Raw genomic sequence first — 20,461 nt, forward strand, 5'->3', positions numbered from 1 at the left:
GGGAAGCCTCTCTAAATTCTATGACATTTTACAGGTTGTGACCGTCTGATATCAGTCTTAACTCATTACTTCATATTTTTATACCATCTTTTGAGCAAAAGAACGATAGCGATGGACGCGGATTGATGGCAAAAAGGGCGCATCTTCGATTCGCACATCGGTGCGCCGTAGCCTGGGCGTATCCACGGGTTCTGGCGTTATCGGTACAAAATCCGGCAGACGTTCGCCAAGTTGCAAGGGAACCAGAACCGGCAAGGGAGTTTGCATCAACCGCCGCTGCACGCCTGAACCTTTTGGATTAGCAAAGACGATATTAGCCCGCAGGTGCGGACAGACACTGCGAACCCGGGCCAACATTTCGTCATCCGGAATTTCCGCGAGTCGTTGCAGTTCCAGGCGGGTTTGAGGCGTTTCGGCCCGCTGTTCCAACAAGCATCGGGCAGCGGCAGTGCTGGTGCGTTGGATGACGCGACCTTGCCTGGACCAGGTGAAGCCGATTTTCAAAGGACGCTCATCGAGCAGAGGAATATGTCGATAGGCTTGTTTAAGATTCAGGCGCGCGGCACCCATACGCCGCATCGCTGCCGCCACAGATTCTTGGCGGCGACGAAGATCAGCCAAGGCCGCTGCCGCCTCGGAACGTTTCAGAGTTTTCAACGCCAGCACAGCAGCCTTGAAAGCGTCTTTGGCGGTATTACACAGATGGGCAGCCTGCAAGGTGTCCGGTCCAGCGCCGACAATGCCTGCGCAAGTGAGCGTTTCTCGACCGTCCTGATCATCCTCATACCAAAGTGCGCGATACAATTGAATAGCTTTGCCGCGCATATCGAGATTTTCCAGCAGTTCTGCTTCGCTGCAAGAGACCCATACAGGCAATGTAGTATCACGGCGCACCATAGTGCAGAATGCATCGAGACAGACAAGCAATTCCTTGAAGCTCTCCATAAGGGTGATGCGCAGGATTGATGCAGAGTCAGACATTAATATCCTCTTTTTATACCATCTTATCTTTTCTATAAACCCACTCTCATCGAACCGGCAGCTCCACGCCAGCAAAAAACTCATCAATCTCCTCAAGAGTCTGCATATTCTCCACTACGCAAATCCGCTCACGAGTTAAATGAGAGGAAAACAGTTCAATAAAATCATACATATAACAGCGAAGAAAAGTGCCACGCCTAAAACCAATTCGGGTCGTATTCATCGAAAACAAACGCCCGGCGTCTAACCGCACCAGATCTCGGTCCACAGAAGGATCATAAGCCATATAGGCCAAAATCCCCACGCCCATACCCAAACGCACATAAGTCTTGATTACATCCGCATCCGTTGCAGTAAACACTACCTGCGGTTTCAACTGCGCAACACGGAAAGCTTCATCCAACTGAGAACGACCTGTAAACCCAAATACATAGGTCACCAATGGATACCGGGCAACATCTTGCAAGGTTAGATGATCAACCAATGCTAAAGGATGACCTTGAGGAACCAACACACAGCGCCGCCAGACATAACAGGGCATCATGAGCAAATCTTCAAAAAGCTCCATCGACTCCGTCGCAATAGCAAAATCAACTTGACCTGTCCGAACCAAATCAGCTATTTGCGCAGGCGAACCCTGATGGATCTGTAATGTCACTGATGGATAGCGTTCTCGGAACCCCTTAATCACTAGAGGCAATGCATATCGCGCCTGAGTGTGCGTAGTCGCAATCGACAAACCACCACACCGATCATCACGATATTCCTCCGCCAGAATCTGAATATTATTTACTTCCTGCAATATCTTTTCAGCCTTAGCAATAATCTGCATGCCCACCGGCGTAATCCCAGACAAATGCTTACCATTACGACTGAACAACTCAACACCCAACTCTTCTTCCAACAAACGCAACTGCTTGCTGATACCCGGTTGAGAGGTATACAAACTCTCGGCAGCCATAGAAATATTCAGATAATTACGAACAATAGCTATCAAATAGCGCAACTGCTGTAACTTCATCCAATCCCCCAATCCCTCACCATTCAACTCTTATTAAGAATCATCCAACAGACAGGGAGTCAACACCAGCCCCGCCAACGGCGGCAGATCAACCAGTAACGAAAAAGATTGCCCCATATGCGGAACCAGGCACGCCTGCATTTCACCATTAGCGCTTCCACCACCCGCATAACACACTGCATCCGAGTTCAAGGACTCCCGATATAACCCGGGAAAAGGTACGCCAACCCGATAACCAAGCCGCGCAACTGCTGCAAAATTAAGAACTACAATCGCCACTCGACCTACTACACCACCATGCCGAAGATAGACTACAACAGAATACGCACTATCATGGCAATCTAGCCACTCAAAACCCTCCTGGACAAACTCCCGATCATGCAAATCCGGAAGCAATCGATAAAGATGATTCAAATCACGGATCAAACATTGAAGGCCCCGATGCTCTGGAAAAACCAATAGCGACCAATCCAAGGCACCTGCATGGTCCCATTCCTGCTCCTGTCCAAACTCATTACCCATGAACAAAAACTTTTTACCTGGGTAGGTCCACATATACAGATAAAGTAACCGAAGATTAGCAAAACGCTGACGACGATCACCCGCCATCCGCGCCATCAGCGACCCTTTGCCATGCACCACTTCATCATGAGACAAGGGAAGCATGAAATTTTCGGTAAACACATACAACAATCCAAAAGTGAGCAGCTCATGATGATTGCGCCGTAAAGCAGGATCGAGTGAAAGATATTCCAGAGTATCGTGCATCCAGCCCATATTCCACTTCATGCCAAACCCCAGGCCTCCCATCCAAGCCGGGCGGGTCACCAATGGCCAAGCCGTTGACTCTTCAGCAATCATCAATACTCCCGGATAACGACGATGGATAATCTCATTCAACTCTCGCAGAAATACAATAGCTTCAAGATTTTCATTACCGCCAAATGGATTCGGCTCCCACTCGCCAGAACCTCGGGCATAATCCAGATAGAGCATCGAAGCTACAGCATCGACCCGCAAGCCGTCCAGATGATATTCCTCCAGCCAGAAACAGGCGCTAGCCAACAAGAAATTCTTAACCTGATTTCGGCCATAATTGAAGACCAGCGTTCCCCAACCTCGATGCTCACGGCGGGCAGGATCCGAATATTCATACAAATAAGTACTATCAAAACGCGCTAAGCCATGATCATCCTTTGGAAAGTGGCCCGGAACCCAATCCAGAATCACACCAATACCCGCCTGATGGCAATAATCGACAAAACCGCGAAAATCATCCACCGTCCCATATCGACTTGTCGGCGCGAAATAACCCGTTGGCTGATAGCCCCAGGATGCATCCAACGGATGTTCAGTAATCGGCATTAACTCGATATGAGTAAAACCCAGTGCAACAACATAAGCGACTAACCGTCGCGCTAATTCCCCATAACTCAAATAGCCGCCCTGCGCATCGCGCTGCCAAGAGCCAAGATGCACCTCATAGACGGAAACCGGCTCCTGATCCGGCTTCAGACGCTTTCGTTGCGCCATCCAAATTTCATCACGCCATGCATAAGCCTCATTATCAATAACAATTGACGCGATAGCTGGTCGTCGTTCAAAGAAATATCCATAAGGATCGCTTTTTCGCAATAACTCTCCTGTTTCCAGCCCCCGAATTTCAAACTGATAGCGCATACCCACCATAACATCCGGCATGAATAATTCCCAAATAGAATCACGCCGATGCAAGGGATGACACCTCCCATCCCAGTTGTTGAAATCGCCAATTACGCTGACCCGTTCTGCATTAGGCGCCCAGACAGAAAATAGAACACCATCAATACCATCAACTTGGCGCAGATGAGCGCCCATGATTCGATAGGCATGCAGATAACGGCCTTCATTAAAAAGATGCAGGTCATAAAGACTTAACTGTGGAGCAAAGCTATAGGGATCATACCTGGACTGCTTACAGCCTTGAATATCCACCCAAGTCAACCGATAATGTAAAGGCAACCGTTCACCCAGACCCCGCCATTCGAACAAATCCGTATCCGCCAACCGCCGCAACGGTTGACCCTCATCAGTCAACCAGACCTGCACCGCGCCTGGTATAAACGAACGAACTGCAACCCGATCGCCATAGCCATGACGGCCTAGTACTGCGCAGGGATCAGGATGACGCCCCTCCTGCAACAGGAGAGCTTCGCCAATCATAGATTCATCTGCGGTCGAAGCCAGATTTATATGGTTGTTATCGTTAGATTCCATCATCGGAAAGCCGATTACCTCACCCATCCAACCCGCCTATGCGTCGAAAAGGGATCCATGAGTTGCAAAAATCAGTTTTGAAACCAATTGCTATACTGAAACATTCCAGGGCTTGCCCAAGGTAACAGTGGTTCGTTCATACCCTACACTTCATCCACACTTCACTTCCAAGTCCTATAATTGAGGGAAGCATACCAAAGAGGGAAATCAAACGCATGAGCGATGCCACAACTTCACGTTTTGTTAGTCGTCTGACCCGGGAGACCCTGGCGCTGGTCCTGGCGGGCGGTCGGGGCAGTCGGCTGAAGCATCTGACCTTATGGCGCGCAAAACCCGCCACGCCCTTCGGCGGCAAGTATCGAATTATCGATTTCCCCCTGTCCAATTGCATCAATTCAGGCATTCGGCGGGTCTGTATACTCACCCAATACAAAGCCCATTCACTCATCCAGCACATTCAGCGTGGCTGGGGATTCCTTCGGGGCGAATTTGGTGAATTCGTTGAATTATTACCCGCTCAGCAGCGCATCGATGAAGCGTCATGGTACAAGGGAACTGCAGATGCGGTCTATCAAAATCTTGATATTATTAGAAACCATATGCCAGAATTTGTACTGATTCTGGCAGGGGATCATATTTACAAGATGGACTACGGCCCCATGTTGGCCCACCATGTCGAAACCAAAGCCGATGTTACAGTCGGCAGTATCGAGGCGCCCCGCGAGCGCGCCCGAGAGTTTGGCGTTATCACCATCAACGACAGGGATCAGATTACCGAATTTCAGGAAAAACCCGAACACCCCATGGGATTGCCAGGACGAGAGAACACCACATTAGTTTCCATGGGAATTTATGTATTCAACACAGAATTTCTTTGTCAGCGACTGATGGATGATGCCGAGAATGCTCATTCCAGCCATGATTTCAGCAAGGATATTCTTCCTGGCCTCCTTAACCATTATCGCGTCGTCGCCTATCCTTTTCGCGATGTACAGACCAAGACCCAGAGCTATTGGCGTGATGTAGGCACCGTTGACGCCTTCTGGGAGACGAACATGGAGATGGTCGACATCGATCCGGATCTCAACCTTTACGATCAGAATTGGCCGATCTGGACCTATCAGGACCAAGCGCCTCCCGCCAAATTCGTATTTGACGATGATGGACGACGGGGCATGGCTGTGGATTCCATGGTGGCGGATGGCTGCATTGTATCAGGTGGTTATGTGAATCACTCATTACTGTTTCCCCGAGTGCAAGTTCATTCCTACGTTTACCTGCGCGATGCCGTTGTATTACCCGATGTCGATATTGGCCGTTATTGTCGCCTGCGCAAGGTTATCATTGATCGGGGCTGCATCATTCCGCCAGGTACAGTAATTGGAGAGAACGCCGAGGAAGACGCCCGGCATTTCTATCGAACAGAGCAGGGCGTAGTACTCGTCACTCGGGAAATGCTGGGCCAAGAGCGACAACATATCCGATGACCGCCTCTTACGCTAGTACGCTCAACCACTTAAACTCAAACAAAATCAGAGGATAATATTTTATGAGTATGGCTTCGCCATTTGAACGGCGCCGCGCCGGATTATTGTTGCACCCGACTTCACTACCTGGCCATTATGATAATGGCGACCTAGGACCCAATGCTTATCGATTCCTAGACTTAATGGCGGCCTGTGGTTTTACAGTCTGGCAAACCCTGCCGCTGGGGCCACCTCACGAGGATTTATCACCTTATTCAGCACAGTCGGTTCATGCCGGCAATCCACGCCTGATCGCTCTGGAACCGTTGTTGGAGGCAGGCTGGTTGCAACCTGATAACGGGCCGCAACTGGGAGAGGACGGCTGGGCCTATCGTCAGCGGCGACTGGTCGAAGCTTATCAGGGATTCCAGACGCATGGCGCTGCTGAACGGGACGCCTATATAATCTTTCAGCGCCATCATGCCCATTGGCTGGATGATTATGCGCTTTACCAAGCCATCCGTGCAGCGCATCGGCAAAAAGCATGGTGCGAATGGCCACGCGAATTGCGTGACCGTCATCCAGACACCCTGATTTCGGTGCGGGAAGAATATGCGCCAGTTATCGCCCAACGCAAGTTCGAGCAATTTCTGTTCTTCCAGCAATGGATCCGGCTCAAGCAGTACGCCAACCAGCGAAACATTCTCATCTTTGGCGATATCCCATTATTTGTTGGGTATGATAGCGCCGATGTCTGGGCTCAGCGTGAGGCATTTCTGCTCGATCAAGAGGGGCGACGGGAGGTCGTTGCCGGGGTGCCGCCAGATTATTTCTCGGCCACTGGCCAGTTATGGGGCAATCCCCATTACGACTGGGAGGCAATGCGCCAGATGGGTTTCCAATGGTGGAAAGCACGTATTCGCACACAGCTTACACAGTTCGATCTCTTACGGATTGATCACTTTCGAGGACTGGAAGCTTACTGGGAGGTGCCTGCTCAAGCGGAGACAGCCGCACATGGACGCTGGCAACCCGCGCCTGGCGATGAATTATTGAAGTCGCTACGGGAGGAGTTTGGCCGCCTGCCCCTAGTGGCCGAGGATTTGGGAATTATCACGCCCGAAGTGGAGGCCTTACGTGATGCGCATGGTCTGCCTGGAATGAAAGTCCTGCATTTCGCATTTGGCGGTGATGCAAATAATCCCTATCTACCTCACCATCACATTCGTAATACTGTAGTATATACAGGAACCCATGATAACAATACCACGCTTGGCTGGTTTAATGAGCTAGATGCAGGAACAAGAAGCCATCTGTTCGATTACCTGGGTGGAAAACCTGAACAGATGCCAGAGTTACTAGTCCGCACCGCATTGACATCTGTTGCGCGTTTAGCGATCATCCCGATGCAGGATGTGTTGGCGCTTGATAGCGAGCATCGGATGAATCAACCGGGAATTGCGGAGGGGTGTTGGCGCTGGCGCTTTCGTTGGGAACAGGTCGGGCCACAGGTCGCCGGGCACTACCGGCATCTTCTAGAGTTATATGGGCGAACGTAAATTCCATGAAGACCAATGGAGAATAACAATGCATCATTGCAAGTTGGGTTGGCGTCCTTTCGGCAACCCAGCCGCACGCTATACGCAAAGAGGAATCTATCTTGATTCAAGATGCTGATAATAAATTGAAAGTTTCGACGCGAGTCATCATGTTAAAGCCCGGCATGCATATCTTTCGCTATGCATCCAAGCTACCTAGGGACGAAATTATCCTGTTAACCTTACAACCTGCTCCGCTTGGTAAAGGAACCATCGATTTTTTTCCGGCCGAGGGCGTTTCCAGAAATACTTTATCTCGCTTGGGCGATTGCGTGATCGTCCGGGTGCGCGGGGACCAGGCAGGGATCCTGGTGGCTGAATATCACTTACAGGACAATACTACCTCCTCTGTTGATTTACGTATTGACCGTATCGATACTTCCGAAAATCTTATTCAGTCTTCACCTTTGAGTAACATCAGCCGCGATCAGCCGGCGATGGACAGCAGTCCATTTGAATCAGCCGCAACAATGGTTAATCCCTCCAGACCGGCGACGCCAAGCCGTGCAAGCCCGGCTTTCGAATTATTGCAGTTGTTCGGCCACATTGAGCGGCGAGGCGATGTATCAGTGACTAATGACTGGTTGGGTGATCCGAATGGTCAGGCGCGCCTTGAAGGCTTTGCCATCGAATGGAAAAACCGTTCACAGGATGTGGATTTGGTCTACACTTGCAGGGTCGAGGGGATTGGTCAGACACCCGCCATTTTTTCCGGCGGTTATGCCGGCACTCGCCGTAAGGCGGCGCCGATTACTGCGGTATCGTTCGCGCTGGCTGGTCCAAAGGCTGCTGATTTTGAACTGTCCGGACAAGTGGTTTTCGCAAGTGGTCCCCCGCTTGCCATTGTCTCCGGACAAAAGCTTTCCGGACCCAAGGGTTCGGAGCATTTGGTTGCTCTGTTTGTATCGATTGCCCCGAAGAAGGAAGCTACCGTTTCCCGTTTCACTTCCCCTTGGGATGATCCACGAATTACGCAAATATTCAGGGCAAATTAGAGGCATGAAACCTTAAACTCTCTTACGGGAAACTGCTATGCAATACGATGAGCCGATAACAGGCGGTGAATTTGACAACCTGCTGGACCAAAATCCCGGCGTATCCGAGTCAACCAAGAACGCTATCGAGCAAGTGCTTGGCATCACGGATCCAAGTGAACCGATCAATGTCGCTAGCGCGACTTTTGATCCGGAAACCGGCGAGCTGACTGTTGTACAACCCTCCGGCCAAGTTAATGTCCTGATTGTTGATCTATCTGGCGCTACTGAGGGTCAGGTTATCCAATTGAACGAAGCGCTGAGCCAGGCCAATGTCCTTATCATTGATTCCGATGTTAGCGTTACTCTGACAATAGGAGGTGCTACTGCTAGTGGTAATGACGATGGAATTTTCGCTGCTAAAGCTGATTTTAACACGGTAGATCGAGTTATTGTTAGTGGTAATGGCGATGACATTATTACTGTTAGTGACAATAGTAACACGACTCTGGAAGGCGGCAGTGGCAATGACACGCTGACCACATCAGGCGGCAATGATAGCGTGACGGGCGGCACGGGCAATGACAGCGTCAGCGCGGGCGCCGGCGATGACACCATTGTCTCGGGTTCCGGCAGCGACACTGTTGACGCTGGCGCGGGCTATGACCTGTTACAGATGAGCGGCTCCAAGAGCAGCTACAACATCACTGTGCAGGATGGCGCTTTAGTTATTGCGGGCGCGAACAATGCGACCGTGAGCAATGCCGAGTACATTTCCTTCACCGATGGCGGCTCCATGACGGTATCGGGCGATGTGAATGTTGCGGCCGCCATGCGGATGTATGAATCCTTATTGGAACGCTCTGCCGAACCTGGCGGTGCGGAGTTCTGGGCCGAGGCTGCCGCAAGCGGTAGCTGGACTACGGCGCAAATTGCTGAATTCTTCCTGCACTCCGACGAATTCCAGTCTAAGTTCGGCAACCCCGATGATCTCACGAACGAACAATTCGTACGCGCCCTGTACGAGAACTCGCTGGGTCGCGAAGCCGAGCAAGAGGGCCTGGATTTCTGGGTCAACGTACTGGAAACTGATGCGTACTCGCGTAGTCAGGTCACGGTATTTATATCCGGATCTCCCGAAGCCGCGAACTACCATAGCGATACGGTACAGTTCATCGAAGGCTGGATCTGATTCTTAACTTTTAACTCAACCCCTCTGCTTGCCGCTCCCCGCTTGGGGAGTTGGTTAAGCAGAGGTTTTTTGTTGTTCAAAATCCAAAAAATCGAATAATTTCGTTTGTTTTATGAACAATTAAAGAAACTTTAAAGTGAGTGAGACGCTGGATTTACAGGATACTCTGTTTTCACGCTTTGACCGACTATTGCGATCTGGCGCGATCCAGGAAGCTCATGCGCTATTGATGTTGGCGATGGCAGAACCCACGACGCGCCCTGAGGCGTTGTTGTGGCGAGGTCTGTTGGCCCTGAGAAATCAGGCTTATCAAGAGGCTTTTGCATTTCTGGCGAATGCCCGGTTGCTATTACCCGAGCGGGCGGATGTACTGGCCTTGCTGGCGCGGGCGGCGCACCTTCAAGGCGCTGTCAAGATAGCGGATACCTTGGCAGATCTGACGCTGGAAATCGATCCTTTCAATCCTGCATACCAGGCGATGGTTCGTTCATCCAATCGCTTGGTATCTGATGAATGCTTGACTGTTCAAACACAGGCTAGTACGCCGCCTTTTGTCCCACCGCCGGCTCCGGTTCAGGATCCATCGACGCAACCCGTAGATGTGCTGGTTCCCGTTTATCGTGGTTACACGGATACGCTGGCTTGTCTGGAAAGTCTGATTGCGGCCCGACCACTGAATGCAACGCCTCACGAAATTATCGTGCTAGACGATGCATCGCCAGAGCCAGAGTTGACGACTGCTCTTGAACAGTGGGCGAATATCAGAGCAGTAACGCTGGTACAACATGTAGTGAATCTGGGGTTTATCCGCGGGATGAACCGGGGCATGGCGCGCCATCCGGATCGTGATGTCGTCTGGCTAAATGCGGATACCCAGGTTTGCGGGGACTGGCTGGATCGGTTACGCGATGCAGCTTATCGCGATCCCTGGATTGCTTCGGTGACGCCGTTCAGTAATTGCGGGGAATTGATGAGTTTTCCCAGATCGCGGCACTGTTATCCCTTGCCAGATACAAAGCTGCAAGCGACTCTCGACCGGCTGGCTCGGCAATCCTGGAAAGGGGAACTACCGAACCTGGAGGTGGGTTGCGGGTTTTGTCTTTATGTGAAGCGTCGCGCCCTGGCCGAGGTAGGTTATCTGGATGAAGTCAGCTTGACCGGCGGTTATGGCGAAGATACCGACTGGTGTCTACGGGCGAAACGGCAGGGTTGGCGGCATGTGGGTGCTCCCGGGGTGTTTGTCGCTCATCGGGGTGGAGTATCGTTCGGTGTGGAGAAACGTTGGCGCGTGGCGCGGAATAATGCAATGTTACGTCAACGATACCCAAGCGCTGAGGCGGATTATCAGGATTATTTGCGACGCGATCCAGTGGGCCCGTTCCGGGAACGCTTACAACGCGCCAGATTAAGAGATCAGGATGGACGATGGCCAGCCGGTTTGTTGCATATCATCGGTCCCAATGGACTGGATGATCCGCGTTTGCCGTTTTCCATGCTCTCTGATGTCTTGCCGCAGGAAAACCTGTTATGGTTGTGCTGGCAATTTGCAGAGAATGAAGTGACCGCGACGCTGGGTGCGGCCTGGCGACCCTTGCCATTATTGCTGAATTATCGGTTGTCCGAAGGATTGGAGGCGCTGCTGGCGGATTTGGCGAGGTTGCCGGTATCCGGATTGGTGTTTCATCAGCTCACAGATTGCCCATTTCTGGAGTTGCCGGCGCGGTTGCAATTACCTTATATATTGCACGGTCTAGATGACGCCTTGTTGGAAATGCCAGTCGCCGTTGCTTGTAATGCAGCAGCAGTCCTGTTGCCGTTTCAGGCGCTATTGCCACGCTATAAAGCGGCGCATCCGCAAGCACAGTTACAAGTTGTTTCATCAGTCAGAATTATTTTCCCTCTGGGCGACAGGGAGAAATTGGCGTCGTCATCAGCGGTGGTGATTGCTGACCGGTTGGATTCGGCGCGGATTGCTGGACGCTGGCTGGCGCTGGCCCGCCATTTTGCCTTGAATAACGGACCCTTCCTGTTGTTAACGGAGGCGACACCCTGGGAGCAGGAGCTTCAGGCAACAGGGCAGGTGTTTCGTCTGCCGATCATTCGCGATGTGCCGATGTCCGAACTTGCTCGTCTGGCTGGTGGCCAAGCGGCAGTGAGCCTGGATGATGATCCAGGAGCAGGCTGGATGGCGCCTGCATTGGCCAGCCGCTTGAAGTTGCCGCTGTATGCGCCGCCATCGGCGGTAGGCGAGGAAGCAGGTGCGGAGGTGTTGCCGTTTCCTGCACCCTTCGCTTCACCTCCCCACCCCAGCACTCCTCCACAAGAGGCGCTTAATACGGTCGTCGGGGAGTTGAGCGGGTTAGCCGGAAATGTGCTGCATGGTTGGGTGTTGGATCGGGCGGTGGCGGATGTGCGGCTTTGCGTGGAAGTGCATGTAGACGAGGCAGTCGTGGCGGTGGCGCGGGCTGATCAATTTCAGGGAGCTGCCAGCGAGGGCGATGGATTTCATGGGTTTGCTGTGTCATTACGTTCGGGGCAGTTGCGCCGGGCGCGGCGGATCGCAGTGCGGGTGACGAATCAGGGACCTTGGTTGCCCGGTGCGTTGATGTTGTCGGAACGCCGGGAATCGCTGGCGCCGCCGCCAGCTTTTCAAGCCTGGTTTAGTGGTGGATTACAGATTGTGGGCTGGATTTGGGATCCAGTTGCCCCAGATCGTCATGTCGAGGTGTCAGTTCGGGAAGGTGGCCAAATATTGGTGCGGGCAATAGCGAATCAGCGTCATTCTGCCTTGGCGAATCGATCCTCAGATGATCATGGATTTACTATTGATTTACCTTGGTCGCTGGCGGATGGAAAACGTCATGAGTTGTTCCTGGAGTCGGATCGAGGACATTCTCTGACTGATAGCCCGATTTCGGTGTGTTGCCATCCTGAGGGGCTGGCGGCGCTGGTTAATCGTCTTTGGCCGGAGGTGGATGCTGATCCGGCGCGCGCGTTGCTAGTGAATTTGGCGATATCGCAGGATCGGCGTTCACCGCGCAACGTGGGGTTTGTTCATTATCCAGATTGGTTTGCAACCTTTGAGCAACCGGGAGCGATGTCGGTGACCTCCGGAAAGATCGGAGTGCTATTGTTGGGGGAAGGAACCGAGGCGGAGATGACGGTTAGCAAGGCGAGTCTGGCTAACCAGCGTCTGCTGGCAGTCAAGGTATGGCGGGTTGCTGCCGGTGAGTTGCGGAGCGCTTTGGAAACAGCGCTGGCTACGCTGGGAGAAGAGGCGTTGCTGGCTCCATTGTGGGTGGGCGATCGTTTGACTTCTCATGCGCTGGATCATCTGGCGGCGCTGCTCGCGGATCCCGGGATTGCCTGGGGATATGCCGATTGTGATCAGGAGGGGCCGGAGGGTGGGCGAACCCATCCATGGTTTAAACCAGCCTGGGATCCAGAGTTGTTCTTTGGCGTGGATCTGGTATCAACGGGGTCGGTGTTTCGCATACGGACGTTGTGGGCAGCGCTGGAGTTGTTGGGGAAAATCCCCCCCGACCCACCTTTTGCAAAGGGAGGAACTTTCAAGGAGCCTTTTGCAGAGGAGGGAGCTTCGGGCGTCGAACTAGACTGGCCGTGGTTGCTGGCAGCGGTGGTTGCTAGCGGCGGTCGCGTAGCTCATGGGCCGCGAGTGTTATATCACCGGCGGCGGGATGCGCCCCATTGGCCGCAGGAAGGACCATTGGATAAATCCCGGTTGGCGGCGTTGCAGTGGTTGGCTGCTCGGCAGGCGCTGGGTGCGCTGGTGAAGCCGTTAGTGGATTGGCCAGGGTTGAGTCAGGTGGTGTGGCCGTTGCCAGAGTTGCCCAAAGTGAGTCTGGTCGTGCCAACGCGCGATCAGCCGAAGTTATTGCGGGCTTGTTTGGAAGGATTGTTAAATCGGACGGATTATCCGAATCTGGAGATTGTGGTGGTCGATAACGACTCGATTGAGGCGGAGACCCGTGAGGTATTGGCGACTGCCGTCAGTCAAGGAGTGCGCGTACTGGCGCATCCATATCCGTTTAATTATTCGGCGATTAACAACCGGGCGGTTGCAGTAGCCAATGGGACGATTGTTGGATTGGTGAATAACGATATTGAGGTGCTTGAATCCGGCTGGTTGCGGGAGATGGTGAGTCAATTGTTGCGTCCAGGCGTGGGCGCGGTGGGGGCCAAACTGTTGTGGCCAAATGGTATGGTGCAACATGGCGGGGTTGCGGTAGGCATTGAAGGATTGGCGGCGCATATTGGGAATGCCTGGCATGACCGCGATCCGGGTTATCTGGGGTTTAATCATCTGGTCCGGCGACAGAGCGCAGTGACGGCTGCGTGTTTGTTGGTAAAAAAAGCGGATTATGTGGCGCTCGGTGGTCTGGATGAGCAGGCCTTTCCTGTAGCGTTCAATGATGTGGATTTTTGTCTACGGTTACGGGAACGGGGCTTGACCGTAGTATGGACGCCGTTTGCGCGATTAATGCATCGGGAATCAGCCAGCCGGGGTAAAGAGGATCGTCCCGAAAAAGCCGCACGCGCCCAGCGCGAGCAGGCGAATGTGCGGCAGCGCTGGGCGGGACAGTTAGCGGGCGTTGATCCATGCTATCATCCGTCTCTGAATGGAGATTGGAGTGTGGGACCTTTTGGGGGATTGGCGTTGCCGCCGTTTCGGAGGACGCCTCGCAATGTGGAGGGGTGATCGATGAGCGATGACTTGAGTGAGACTGTCGAATGTGCGGAACCGGCTGAAGTCGCGGAAATCCCGGAGGAAACCCCGGTTAAGTCTTCTCTCCCGATCACTCGCCCGCTGGCAGAAGGGAATGAGTTACCTCCAGACAGTGCGTCTGCATCGCCGCCACAAAAATCCTTTTTGCATATCGGTTGTGGAACGGCGGGTCCCGAGCGCTTGCCGGCTGTGTTTCGCGGCGAAGCGTGGCGGGAAATCCGGCTGGACATCGATCCAGCAGTGCGTCCGGATATTGTAGCTTCTTCCGCGGATATGAGCACGGTGGCGGATGCGTCGGTGGATGCGGTGTGGTCGTCGCATAATCTTGAGCATTTGGAAGCGCATGAAGCGCCTTTAGCATTACAGGAAATGTATCGGGTGTTGAAAGCCGATGGGTTTGCCTTGATCACCTTGCCGGATTTGCAAGCGGTAGCACAGTTAGTGGCGATGGGCCGGTTGTGCGAAACGGTCTATCAGTCGCCGATGGGGCCGATTACGGCGCTGGATATGCTCTATGGACATCGCAAGTCGTTGGCGGCAGGTAATCGGTTCATGGCGCATCGAAACGGATTTGACGCGAAGTCTCTTGGGGAGTCGCTATTGGCGGCGGGCTTTAAGGAAGTGCGAGTGCGCGCGGGGACTTGTTATGACCTATGGGCCTATGCGTTGAAGACAGTGTTATGAATGAACCGGTTCAGCCGATGAAATCATCCGTTGCAAATGCTCGCGAGTTGTCTCTGGCGAGATGCCAGGCTGTAATCGATGATATCTTTCCAGTCGGGGAGACGGGGTTGTTCGTAGTCGGCTGGATTGCCGGGACTGGGAAACAGGCGCGGGAAATTTGGCTGGGTCCGGGTACCGAACGCTACGACATCTTACGGTACGCGTGTCGGTATCCGCGGCCGGATATCGTGGCGGCGAAAGGTTCTGATCCGCAGCTTCGCTACGAGGATGCTGGATTCATGGTGTTCGTCCCGGATGGCGCGTTGCGGTTTCAGGAAAAGCGTTTGGCCGTGGCCTGCGATGGCGAGTTGTTGTACCACCTGGAAATTCGCAAAATGCCGGCACAGGGAATGCGACCGCTGGAAACAGCGAAGCGATTATTGAAACATGTCAATATCCATTCGACGCGAATGCGGGAGTGGATGGAACGGCAGATTGCTCCAGCGATGGCGACCCTGAATTTGCCGAATTCAGTGACAGTCACGCCGGAGGTTCGGGAGTATGGGAGCGCGCCAAAACAGCCAATCGCGTCGGTGATCGCGCCGCTTTATGGGCGACTGGATTTAATGGAGCACCAACTATGTGAGTTTGGGTTGGATGCGCAGTTCCGCGCTGAGGTCGAGCTGATTTATGTGCTGGATGACCCGAAACTCCAGGATTCTTTTACGAGGCTTTGCCATGAAGTAGCGCCATTGTATGGCGTGCCGTTCAAGACGCTGACTTATCCAGTGAATCTGGGTTATGCAGGGGCGAATAATGTTGGGGCGCGGGTAGCGCGAAGCAGACATTTGGTGTTGTTGAATTCCGATGTATTTCCAGATCAACCTGGTTGGGTGCAGGCGCTGGCGGCGACGCATCGGCAACTACCAGATTGCGGGGCGCTCGGTGTGCGATTGCTGTTTCCGGATGGGTCGGTTCAACATGACGGCATGCGTTTTGAGCGGTTTCCGTTCCTGGATCATTTGTGGATTAATACCCATCCGGGCAAGGGGTTGCCGGTTTCTGATGCGCCGGTTGCTCCTGTCGCGCTGGTTCCGGCGGTGACGGCGGCCTGTTTGTGGATCAGCCGGGAGGATTTTCTGGTGACTGCGGGAGGGTTTGATGAGGGTTATATCATCGGCGATTTCGAGGATTCGGATTTGTGCCTCAAGCTGTTGTTGAAGGGACGAAGGAATTATCTGACCCGGAATATAGTGCTTTATCACTTGGAGCGTCAGTCTCAGAGGTTGGCCGGCGCGGAAGACTGGCGGCAGAAAGTAACAGCTTATAATTGCTGGCGGCATACGCAGCGTTGGGATGCGGTGTTGAGCCGCCTGTGCGGAGAGGCGGCGTAAATGCGCGTGTTGATTATTGCGCATGGCCATCCTGATTTTGCCAAGGGCGGCGCGGAGCTGGTTGCGTATCAGATGTTTATTGCGCTCCGGCGACGAGGTGAGGATGCCTGGTTTCTGGCGGCCCATCGGGAGCAAAGTTTGGCGTATGGCGGAACGCCGTTTTCGACGCTGCGAGAGCGGGAAATATTGTGGTTCTCGCCAATGACGGATTATTTCTTGATGGCGCCACCCGATCGACGTCTGGTGTGGAAGGATTTTCAGGAATTGCTGGAGCGGTTGCAACCGGAGGTAATCCATTTCCATCATTACTTGCATCTCGGGGTCTCTTGCATTTTGCAAGCGGCTCATTATCGTCAGATGATGACTCGACCAGTACAGATCGTATTGACGTTGCATGAGTATTTGGCGATTTGCGCGAACGATGGGCAGATGATCATGCGCCAAACGCAAGAATTATGTACGGAATCGAGTCCGCCGCGCTGTGCATATTGTTTTCGTGATATTGGCAAACAACCCGAGGATTTCTTTCTGCGAGAACGATTATTCCGGGCGTGTCTGGCAAGGGTGGATGCCTTTGTAGCGCCGAGTCATTTTTTGAAGCAGGTTTATGTGCGCTGGGGCCTTGCTGAGGAGCGCATTACGGTCATTGAGAATGGCCAACCACCGGTGGACAAGTTGCCGCCACGGGTGTTGCGAGCATCGGAAATGCGGGGTGAGTTTGCCTATTTTGGGCAAATCAATCAATTTAAGGGCTTAGATGTATTACTGGCGGCACTGGTTTTTTTGCCCAAAGCGATCCGGAAAAGGATCAGGGTTCAGGTGTTTGGTGGAGGCATTGAAAGTCAGCCCGAAACCTTTCAGCAAACGATTGCGGCGCTAAGAAAGCAGCTTGGATGCTGCGTAGTGTTTCATGGATCTTATCGACCAGAGCAGTTGCCAGGGTTATTGGCGATGGTGGATACCGTGGTTGTGCCTTCAATTTGGTGGGAAAATTCGCCACTGGTGATTCAGGAGGCTTTTAAGTACGGCCGGCCGGTGATTTGTAGCGATATTGGCGGGATGCGGGAGAAGGTGCGGCATGAGGTAGATGGGTGGCGCTTTGTTTGCCGGTCACCGGCCAGTTTAGCCGAGGCGATGATGAGAACATTAGAGCCTGAAACGTGGGATAAGCTGCATCGCAATACGCCCGTTCCAGTGACTATTGATCAGTCTTTGGAAAATCATCAAGCCATTTATTCAGGAAAAATGAGAACAGATGTAAAATCATGATTGAACAATTTCGACCGCTTGTTGATTTGACGTCCTATCCCGTTATAGTTGGCGCCTTTGATATGGTTGCGGAGGGGTGCGCCCTGGGCTGGGCGCATATTCCGACGAAACCAGGCCAACGCCTGACGATCGAGATTGTTGGTGATGGAGGCGAAATAGTTGCGCGAGGACTCGCTGATCGATTGCGGGAGGATTTGCTGGCGGCGGGTATTAGCGATGGTAGATGTCATTTTTTATTGACGTTATCTTATGAGTTGTTTGATGGAGAGACACATTATCTTTACGCACGGGATGCAGAAACAAATGTGCTCCTTGAGGGTAGTCCGCAGGCTTTCGATGCACCGGTCAAGACCCAGCCGTTTGATGTTTTGACGCGGCAAGAAGGGGTACGTTTTTTTGAAACGCTGCTGGAGCAACCGGCGTTTGCCACGCAGAAAGCGCAATCAGGCGAGTTGATCAAAGCCTATCGCCACGCCAGTTTACTGCAAGAGACCGGTCAGTTTGCCGAGGCGCGGAAAGCCTATATGAAGGTGTTCGAACCGGTTGGCGATTGTGCGCTGGGTCATTGCAAGATCGGCGAGACCTGGCTGCTGGAAGGCGCATATATCCAGGCGCTGGAGGCATATCGAGCAGCGGCGACAGCAGATTTACGGTTTCCTTGGGCGCATTTAGGGATGGGTCATGCGCAGCGGTTGCTGGGTCAGTTTCCGGAGGCTGAAGACGCTTATCAAGTCGCTTTGGAATTGCAACCCGATAATGCAGCAATCCAAGGCTGGCTGACCGAGATGCAGAAGCAATCCATTCCAATGCGCGCCGATGCGCTGGCAGCGCGAGGAGAAATCGATGCGGCAGTAGTGTTGTTAAAGCAGCGGATGATTGAGCATCCGGATCAGGTGATAATTGCTGATAAATTGGGGCAATTGCTGATGCAGCAAACGCCGCCTGCGTATGATACGACTCTGCCAGGTTTGAGCGAGTTGCCGGAATTTGATAAGGCCCGGCGGTTGCTGGAGCTGGTGCTGGCAGATGCCGAGGCTTTGTTGAGCGAGCGCGCCTGATGGATACCTTGTTACAACAGATTGTGCGGAATAGCTCGCTGAAGCCTGGCATTACTTTAGTGGTCGGCGCAGGGGATGGTGCGACTTTGCCTGCTCTGCGACAGCTAGGCAGTCGACGTCTGGTGCTGGTTGAGGCCCATCCCCGGCAGGCGGAGGAATTAGCCCGGCGGGTTCAGTTGGATCAGGGCGAGGAGGTGTGGTCTCTGGCGATTACGCCGGATTCGTCGTCGCGGACGACCTTGCAGGTGTTGAATAATCTCCGATATAGCAGTTTGCGAACGCCGCAGGCGCTCTTCGAATGTGCGCCTAATCTGCGCGTGGTCGGTCAGGTGGATGTTCCAGCGCGCTCGCTAAGCGAAGCGATTGAGCAGTTGGCGCTGGATGAGCATGAGAATCATGTATTGATCCTAGATGCGCCAGGGCTGGGTCGGGAGTTGTTCCATTCTGCGCCGAGCGCCATGTTGCGAAGCTTTGCCTGGATTTTGTTGTGTGGCGGTTCTCTTTCCGAGTTGTACGTGGACGATGTTGCGGTTGCAAAAGCAGCCATTGAATTGATTGATGTCGGTTTTGATCAGGCAGGCGAGGAACCGGATACGTTGTATCCCTGGGCAACATTGCTGATGCAGCGTAACGCTCAGCGGATTGGCGCCTTGCGATTACAGGAGCAGTTGGCTGATTTACATCGGCAGATGGATCATGCCAATGAGATGATTGCGGCCTTGGTCACTGCCCGTGATAACCAAAGTCGGCTTGCGGCTGAGCGTCAAACACAGTTGGAACAGGTTCAAAAAGCGCTGGAGGAGCGCCAACACCAGGCTGAGGACTTGGCCAATAAACAAACTGTGCTGGCTCAGGAGAACATTGATCTGACCAAGCAGTTGGAGCAGGGGCAAAAGATTGTTGCTGACTGCAAGGAAGAGATGATTGCCTTGGCTGGAGAGAAAGCCGCGCTGGTTCAGGAGCAGGCTAATCTCAATGGACAATTGACGCAAGCCCGGAAAGCGTTGACGGAACATCAAGGCCAGGTCAAGGCGCTCACTGCGGAAAAGGCTGCGCTGGCTGGAGAGAAAACTGAGCTGACGGAGCAATTGACGCAAGCCCGGAAAGCGTTGACGGAACATCAAGGCCAGGTCAAGGCGCTCACTGCGGAAAAGGCTGCGCTGGCTGGAGAGAAAACTGAGCTGACGGAGCAATTGACGCAAGCCCGGAAAGCGTTGACGGAACATCAAGGCCAGGTCAAGGCGCTCACTGCGGAAAAGGCTGCGCTGGCTGGAGAGAAAACTGAGCTGACGGAGCAATTGACGCAAGCCCGGAAAGCGTTGACGGAACATCAAGGCCAGGTCAAGGCGCTCACTGCGGAAAAGGCTGCGCTGGCTGGAGAGAAAACTGAGCTGACGGAGCAATTGACGCAAGCCCGGAAAGCGTTGACGGAACATCAAGGCCAGGTCAAGGCGCTCACTGCGGAAAAGGCTGCGCTGGCTGGAGAGAAAACTGAGCTGACGGAGCAATTGACGCAAGCCCGGAAAGCGTTGACGGAACATCAAGGCCAGGTCAAGGCGCTCACTGCGGAAAAAGCCACGTTAGTTCAGGAGAGGACTGACTTGACTATGCAACTGGAACAGGCGCAAAAAACCGCTGCTGACCATAAAAGTAATCTGGATGCTGTACAACAGCAAACTAGTAAAGATAAAAAACAGATTCAACAGCTTCAAGCACAAAACAGCGAAACTGCTCAACGCCAGCAGCTCTTTCAGGAAGAGCTTATCAAGGCTGAGGCTCAGATCGAACTGATCAAGGATCTGCTGCTGCGCGAACCAGGATTATGAAAACATGACAATAAAT

At 53.1% G+C, this 20,461-nt stretch carries 13 protein-coding genes; 10 read left to right on the plus strand and 3 right to left on the minus strand.

Annotation, left to right across the window (positions count from 1 at the left end):
• Positions 1 to 78: 78 nt before the first annotated feature.
• The 3 genes from H6973_13415 to glgB are packed head-to-tail and all read right to left on the minus strand — an operon-like array spanning position 79 to position 4,258.
• Entirely contained in the window at positions 79 to 981 is a 903-nt protein-coding gene (locus H6973_13415; protein MCP5126587.1) for a DNA replication terminus site-binding protein, read from the minus strand.
• Positions 982 to 1,027: 46 nt separating this feature from the next.
• Positions 1,028 to 2,002: an HTH-type transcriptional regulator CysB gene (gene cysB, locus H6973_13420; GenBank protein MCP5126588.1), complete on the minus strand. Its 975-nt coding sequence runs from the start codon at positions 2,000 to 2,002 to the stop codon at positions 1,028 to 1,030.
• A 33-nt stretch (positions 2,003 to 2,035) separates the two neighbouring features.
• The gene (gene glgB, locus H6973_13425; protein ID MCP5126589.1) at positions 2,036 to 4,258 is read right to left on the minus strand and encodes a 1,4-alpha-glucan branching protein GlgB; all 2,223 of its coding nucleotides are present in this window, start codon (positions 4,256 to 4,258) and stop codon (positions 2,036 to 2,038) included.
• Positions 4,259 to 4,473: 215 nt separating this feature from the next.
• Here glgB and glgC point away from each other — a divergent pair, with 215 nt between their 5' ends.
• The 10 genes from glgC (at position 4,474) to H6973_13475 (ending at position 20,445) form a co-directional block, all read left to right on the plus strand.
• Positions 4,474 to 5,745, plus strand: coding sequence for a glucose-1-phosphate adenylyltransferase (gene glgC, locus H6973_13430; GenBank protein MCP5126590.1), 1,272 nt, complete (start codon positions 4,474 to 4,476; stop codon positions 5,743 to 5,745).
• Positions 5,746 to 5,807: 62 nt separating this feature from the next.
• Positions 5,808 to 7,283, plus strand: coding sequence for a 4-alpha-glucanotransferase (malQ, locus tag H6973_13435; protein MCP5126591.1), 1,476 nt, complete (start codon positions 5,808 to 5,810; stop codon positions 7,281 to 7,283).
• Positions 7,284 to 7,384: 101 nt separating this feature from the next.
• A complete protein-coding gene (locus H6973_13440) occupies positions 7,385 to 8,317 on the plus strand; it encodes a hypothetical protein (GenBank protein MCP5126592.1) in 933 nt (310 codons plus the stop codon).
• Positions 8,318 to 8,354: 37 nt separating this feature from the next.
• Positions 8,355 to 9,488, plus strand: coding sequence for a DUF4214 domain-containing protein (locus tag H6973_13445; protein MCP5126593.1), 1,134 nt, complete (start codon positions 8,355 to 8,357; stop codon positions 9,486 to 9,488).
• 136 nt (positions 9,489 to 9,624) lie between these two features.
• The gene (locus tag H6973_13450) at positions 9,625 to 14,208 is read left to right on the plus strand and encodes a glycosyltransferase (GenBank protein ID MCP5126594.1); all 4,584 of its coding nucleotides are present in this window, start codon (positions 9,625 to 9,627) and stop codon (positions 14,206 to 14,208) included.
• Positions 14,209 to 14,211: 3 nt separating this feature from the next.
• Positions 14,212 to 14,919 carry a class I SAM-dependent methyltransferase gene (locus H6973_13455; protein ID MCP5126595.1) on the plus strand — a complete coding sequence of 236 codons (708 nt, stop codon included), beginning with the start codon at positions 14,212 to 14,214 and terminating at the stop codon, positions 14,917 to 14,919.
• A complete protein-coding gene (locus H6973_13460) occupies positions 14,916 to 16,292 on the plus strand; it encodes a glycosyltransferase (GenBank protein MCP5126596.1) in 1,377 nt (458 codons plus the stop codon). The genes H6973_13455 and H6973_13460 overlap by 4 nt, the downstream gene beginning before the upstream one ends.
• Positions 16,293 to 17,561 carry a glycosyltransferase family 4 protein gene (locus tag H6973_13465; GenBank protein MCP5126597.1) on the plus strand — a complete coding sequence of 423 codons (1,269 nt, stop codon included), beginning with the start codon at positions 16,293 to 16,295 and terminating at the stop codon, positions 17,559 to 17,561. It begins immediately after the preceding gene.
• Positions 17,558 to 18,619 (plus strand): tetratricopeptide repeat protein, encoded by a 1,062-nt coding sequence (locus tag H6973_13470; protein ID MCP5126598.1) that lies wholly within the window; start codon positions 17,558 to 17,560, stop codon positions 18,617 to 18,619. Before H6973_13465 ends, H6973_13470 begins: the two co-directional genes overlap by 4 nt.
• On the plus strand, positions 18,619 to 20,445 hold the full coding sequence (locus H6973_13475) for a hypothetical protein (protein ID MCP5126599.1): 1,827 nt from the start codon (positions 18,619 to 18,621) through the stop codon (positions 20,443 to 20,445). The genes H6973_13470 and H6973_13475 overlap by 1 nt, the downstream gene beginning before the upstream one ends.
• Positions 20,446 to 20,461 lie beyond the last annotated feature (16 nt).

This window comes from Gammaproteobacteria bacterium (assembly GCA_024235095.1).
Taxonomy (GTDB): Bacteria; Pseudomonadota; Gammaproteobacteria; order Competibacterales; family Competibacteraceae; genus UBA2383.

Bases quoted from the DNA above. Each gene is read 5' to 3' on its own strand.
- H6973_13415 (MCP5126587.1), bottom strand. From the start codon at position 981: ATGTCTGACTCTGCATCAATCCTGCGCATCACCCTTATGGAGAGCTTC.
- cysB (MCP5126588.1), bottom strand. From the start codon at position 2,002: ATGAAGTTACAGCAGTTGCGCTATTTGATAGCTATTGTTCGTAATTAT.
- glgB (MCP5126589.1), bottom strand. From the start codon at position 4,258: ATGGAATCTAACGATAACAACCATATAAATCTGGCTTCGACCGCAGAT.
- glgC (MCP5126590.1), top strand. From the start codon at position 4,474: ATGAGCGATGCCACAACTTCACGTTTTGTTAGTCGTCTGACCCGGGAG.
- malQ (MCP5126591.1), top strand. From the start codon at position 5,808: ATGAGTATGGCTTCGCCATTTGAACGGCGCCGCGCCGGATTATTGTTG.
- H6973_13445 (MCP5126593.1), top strand. From the start codon at position 8,355: ATGCAATACGATGAGCCGATAACAGGCGGTGAATTTGACAACCTGCTG.
- H6973_13455 (MCP5126595.1), top strand. From the start codon at position 14,212: ATGAGCGATGACTTGAGTGAGACTGTCGAATGTGCGGAACCGGCTGAA.
- H6973_13460 (MCP5126596.1), top strand. From the start codon at position 14,916: ATGAATGAACCGGTTCAGCCGATGAAATCATCCGTTGCAAATGCTCGC.
- H6973_13465 (MCP5126597.1), top strand. From the start codon at position 16,293: ATGCGCGTGTTGATTATTGCGCATGGCCATCCTGATTTTGCCAAGGGC.
- H6973_13470 (MCP5126598.1), top strand. From the start codon at position 17,558: ATGATTGAACAATTTCGACCGCTTGTTGATTTGACGTCCTATCCCGTT.
- H6973_13475 (MCP5126599.1), top strand. From the start codon at position 18,619: ATGGATACCTTGTTACAACAGATTGTGCGGAATAGCTCGCTGAAGCCT.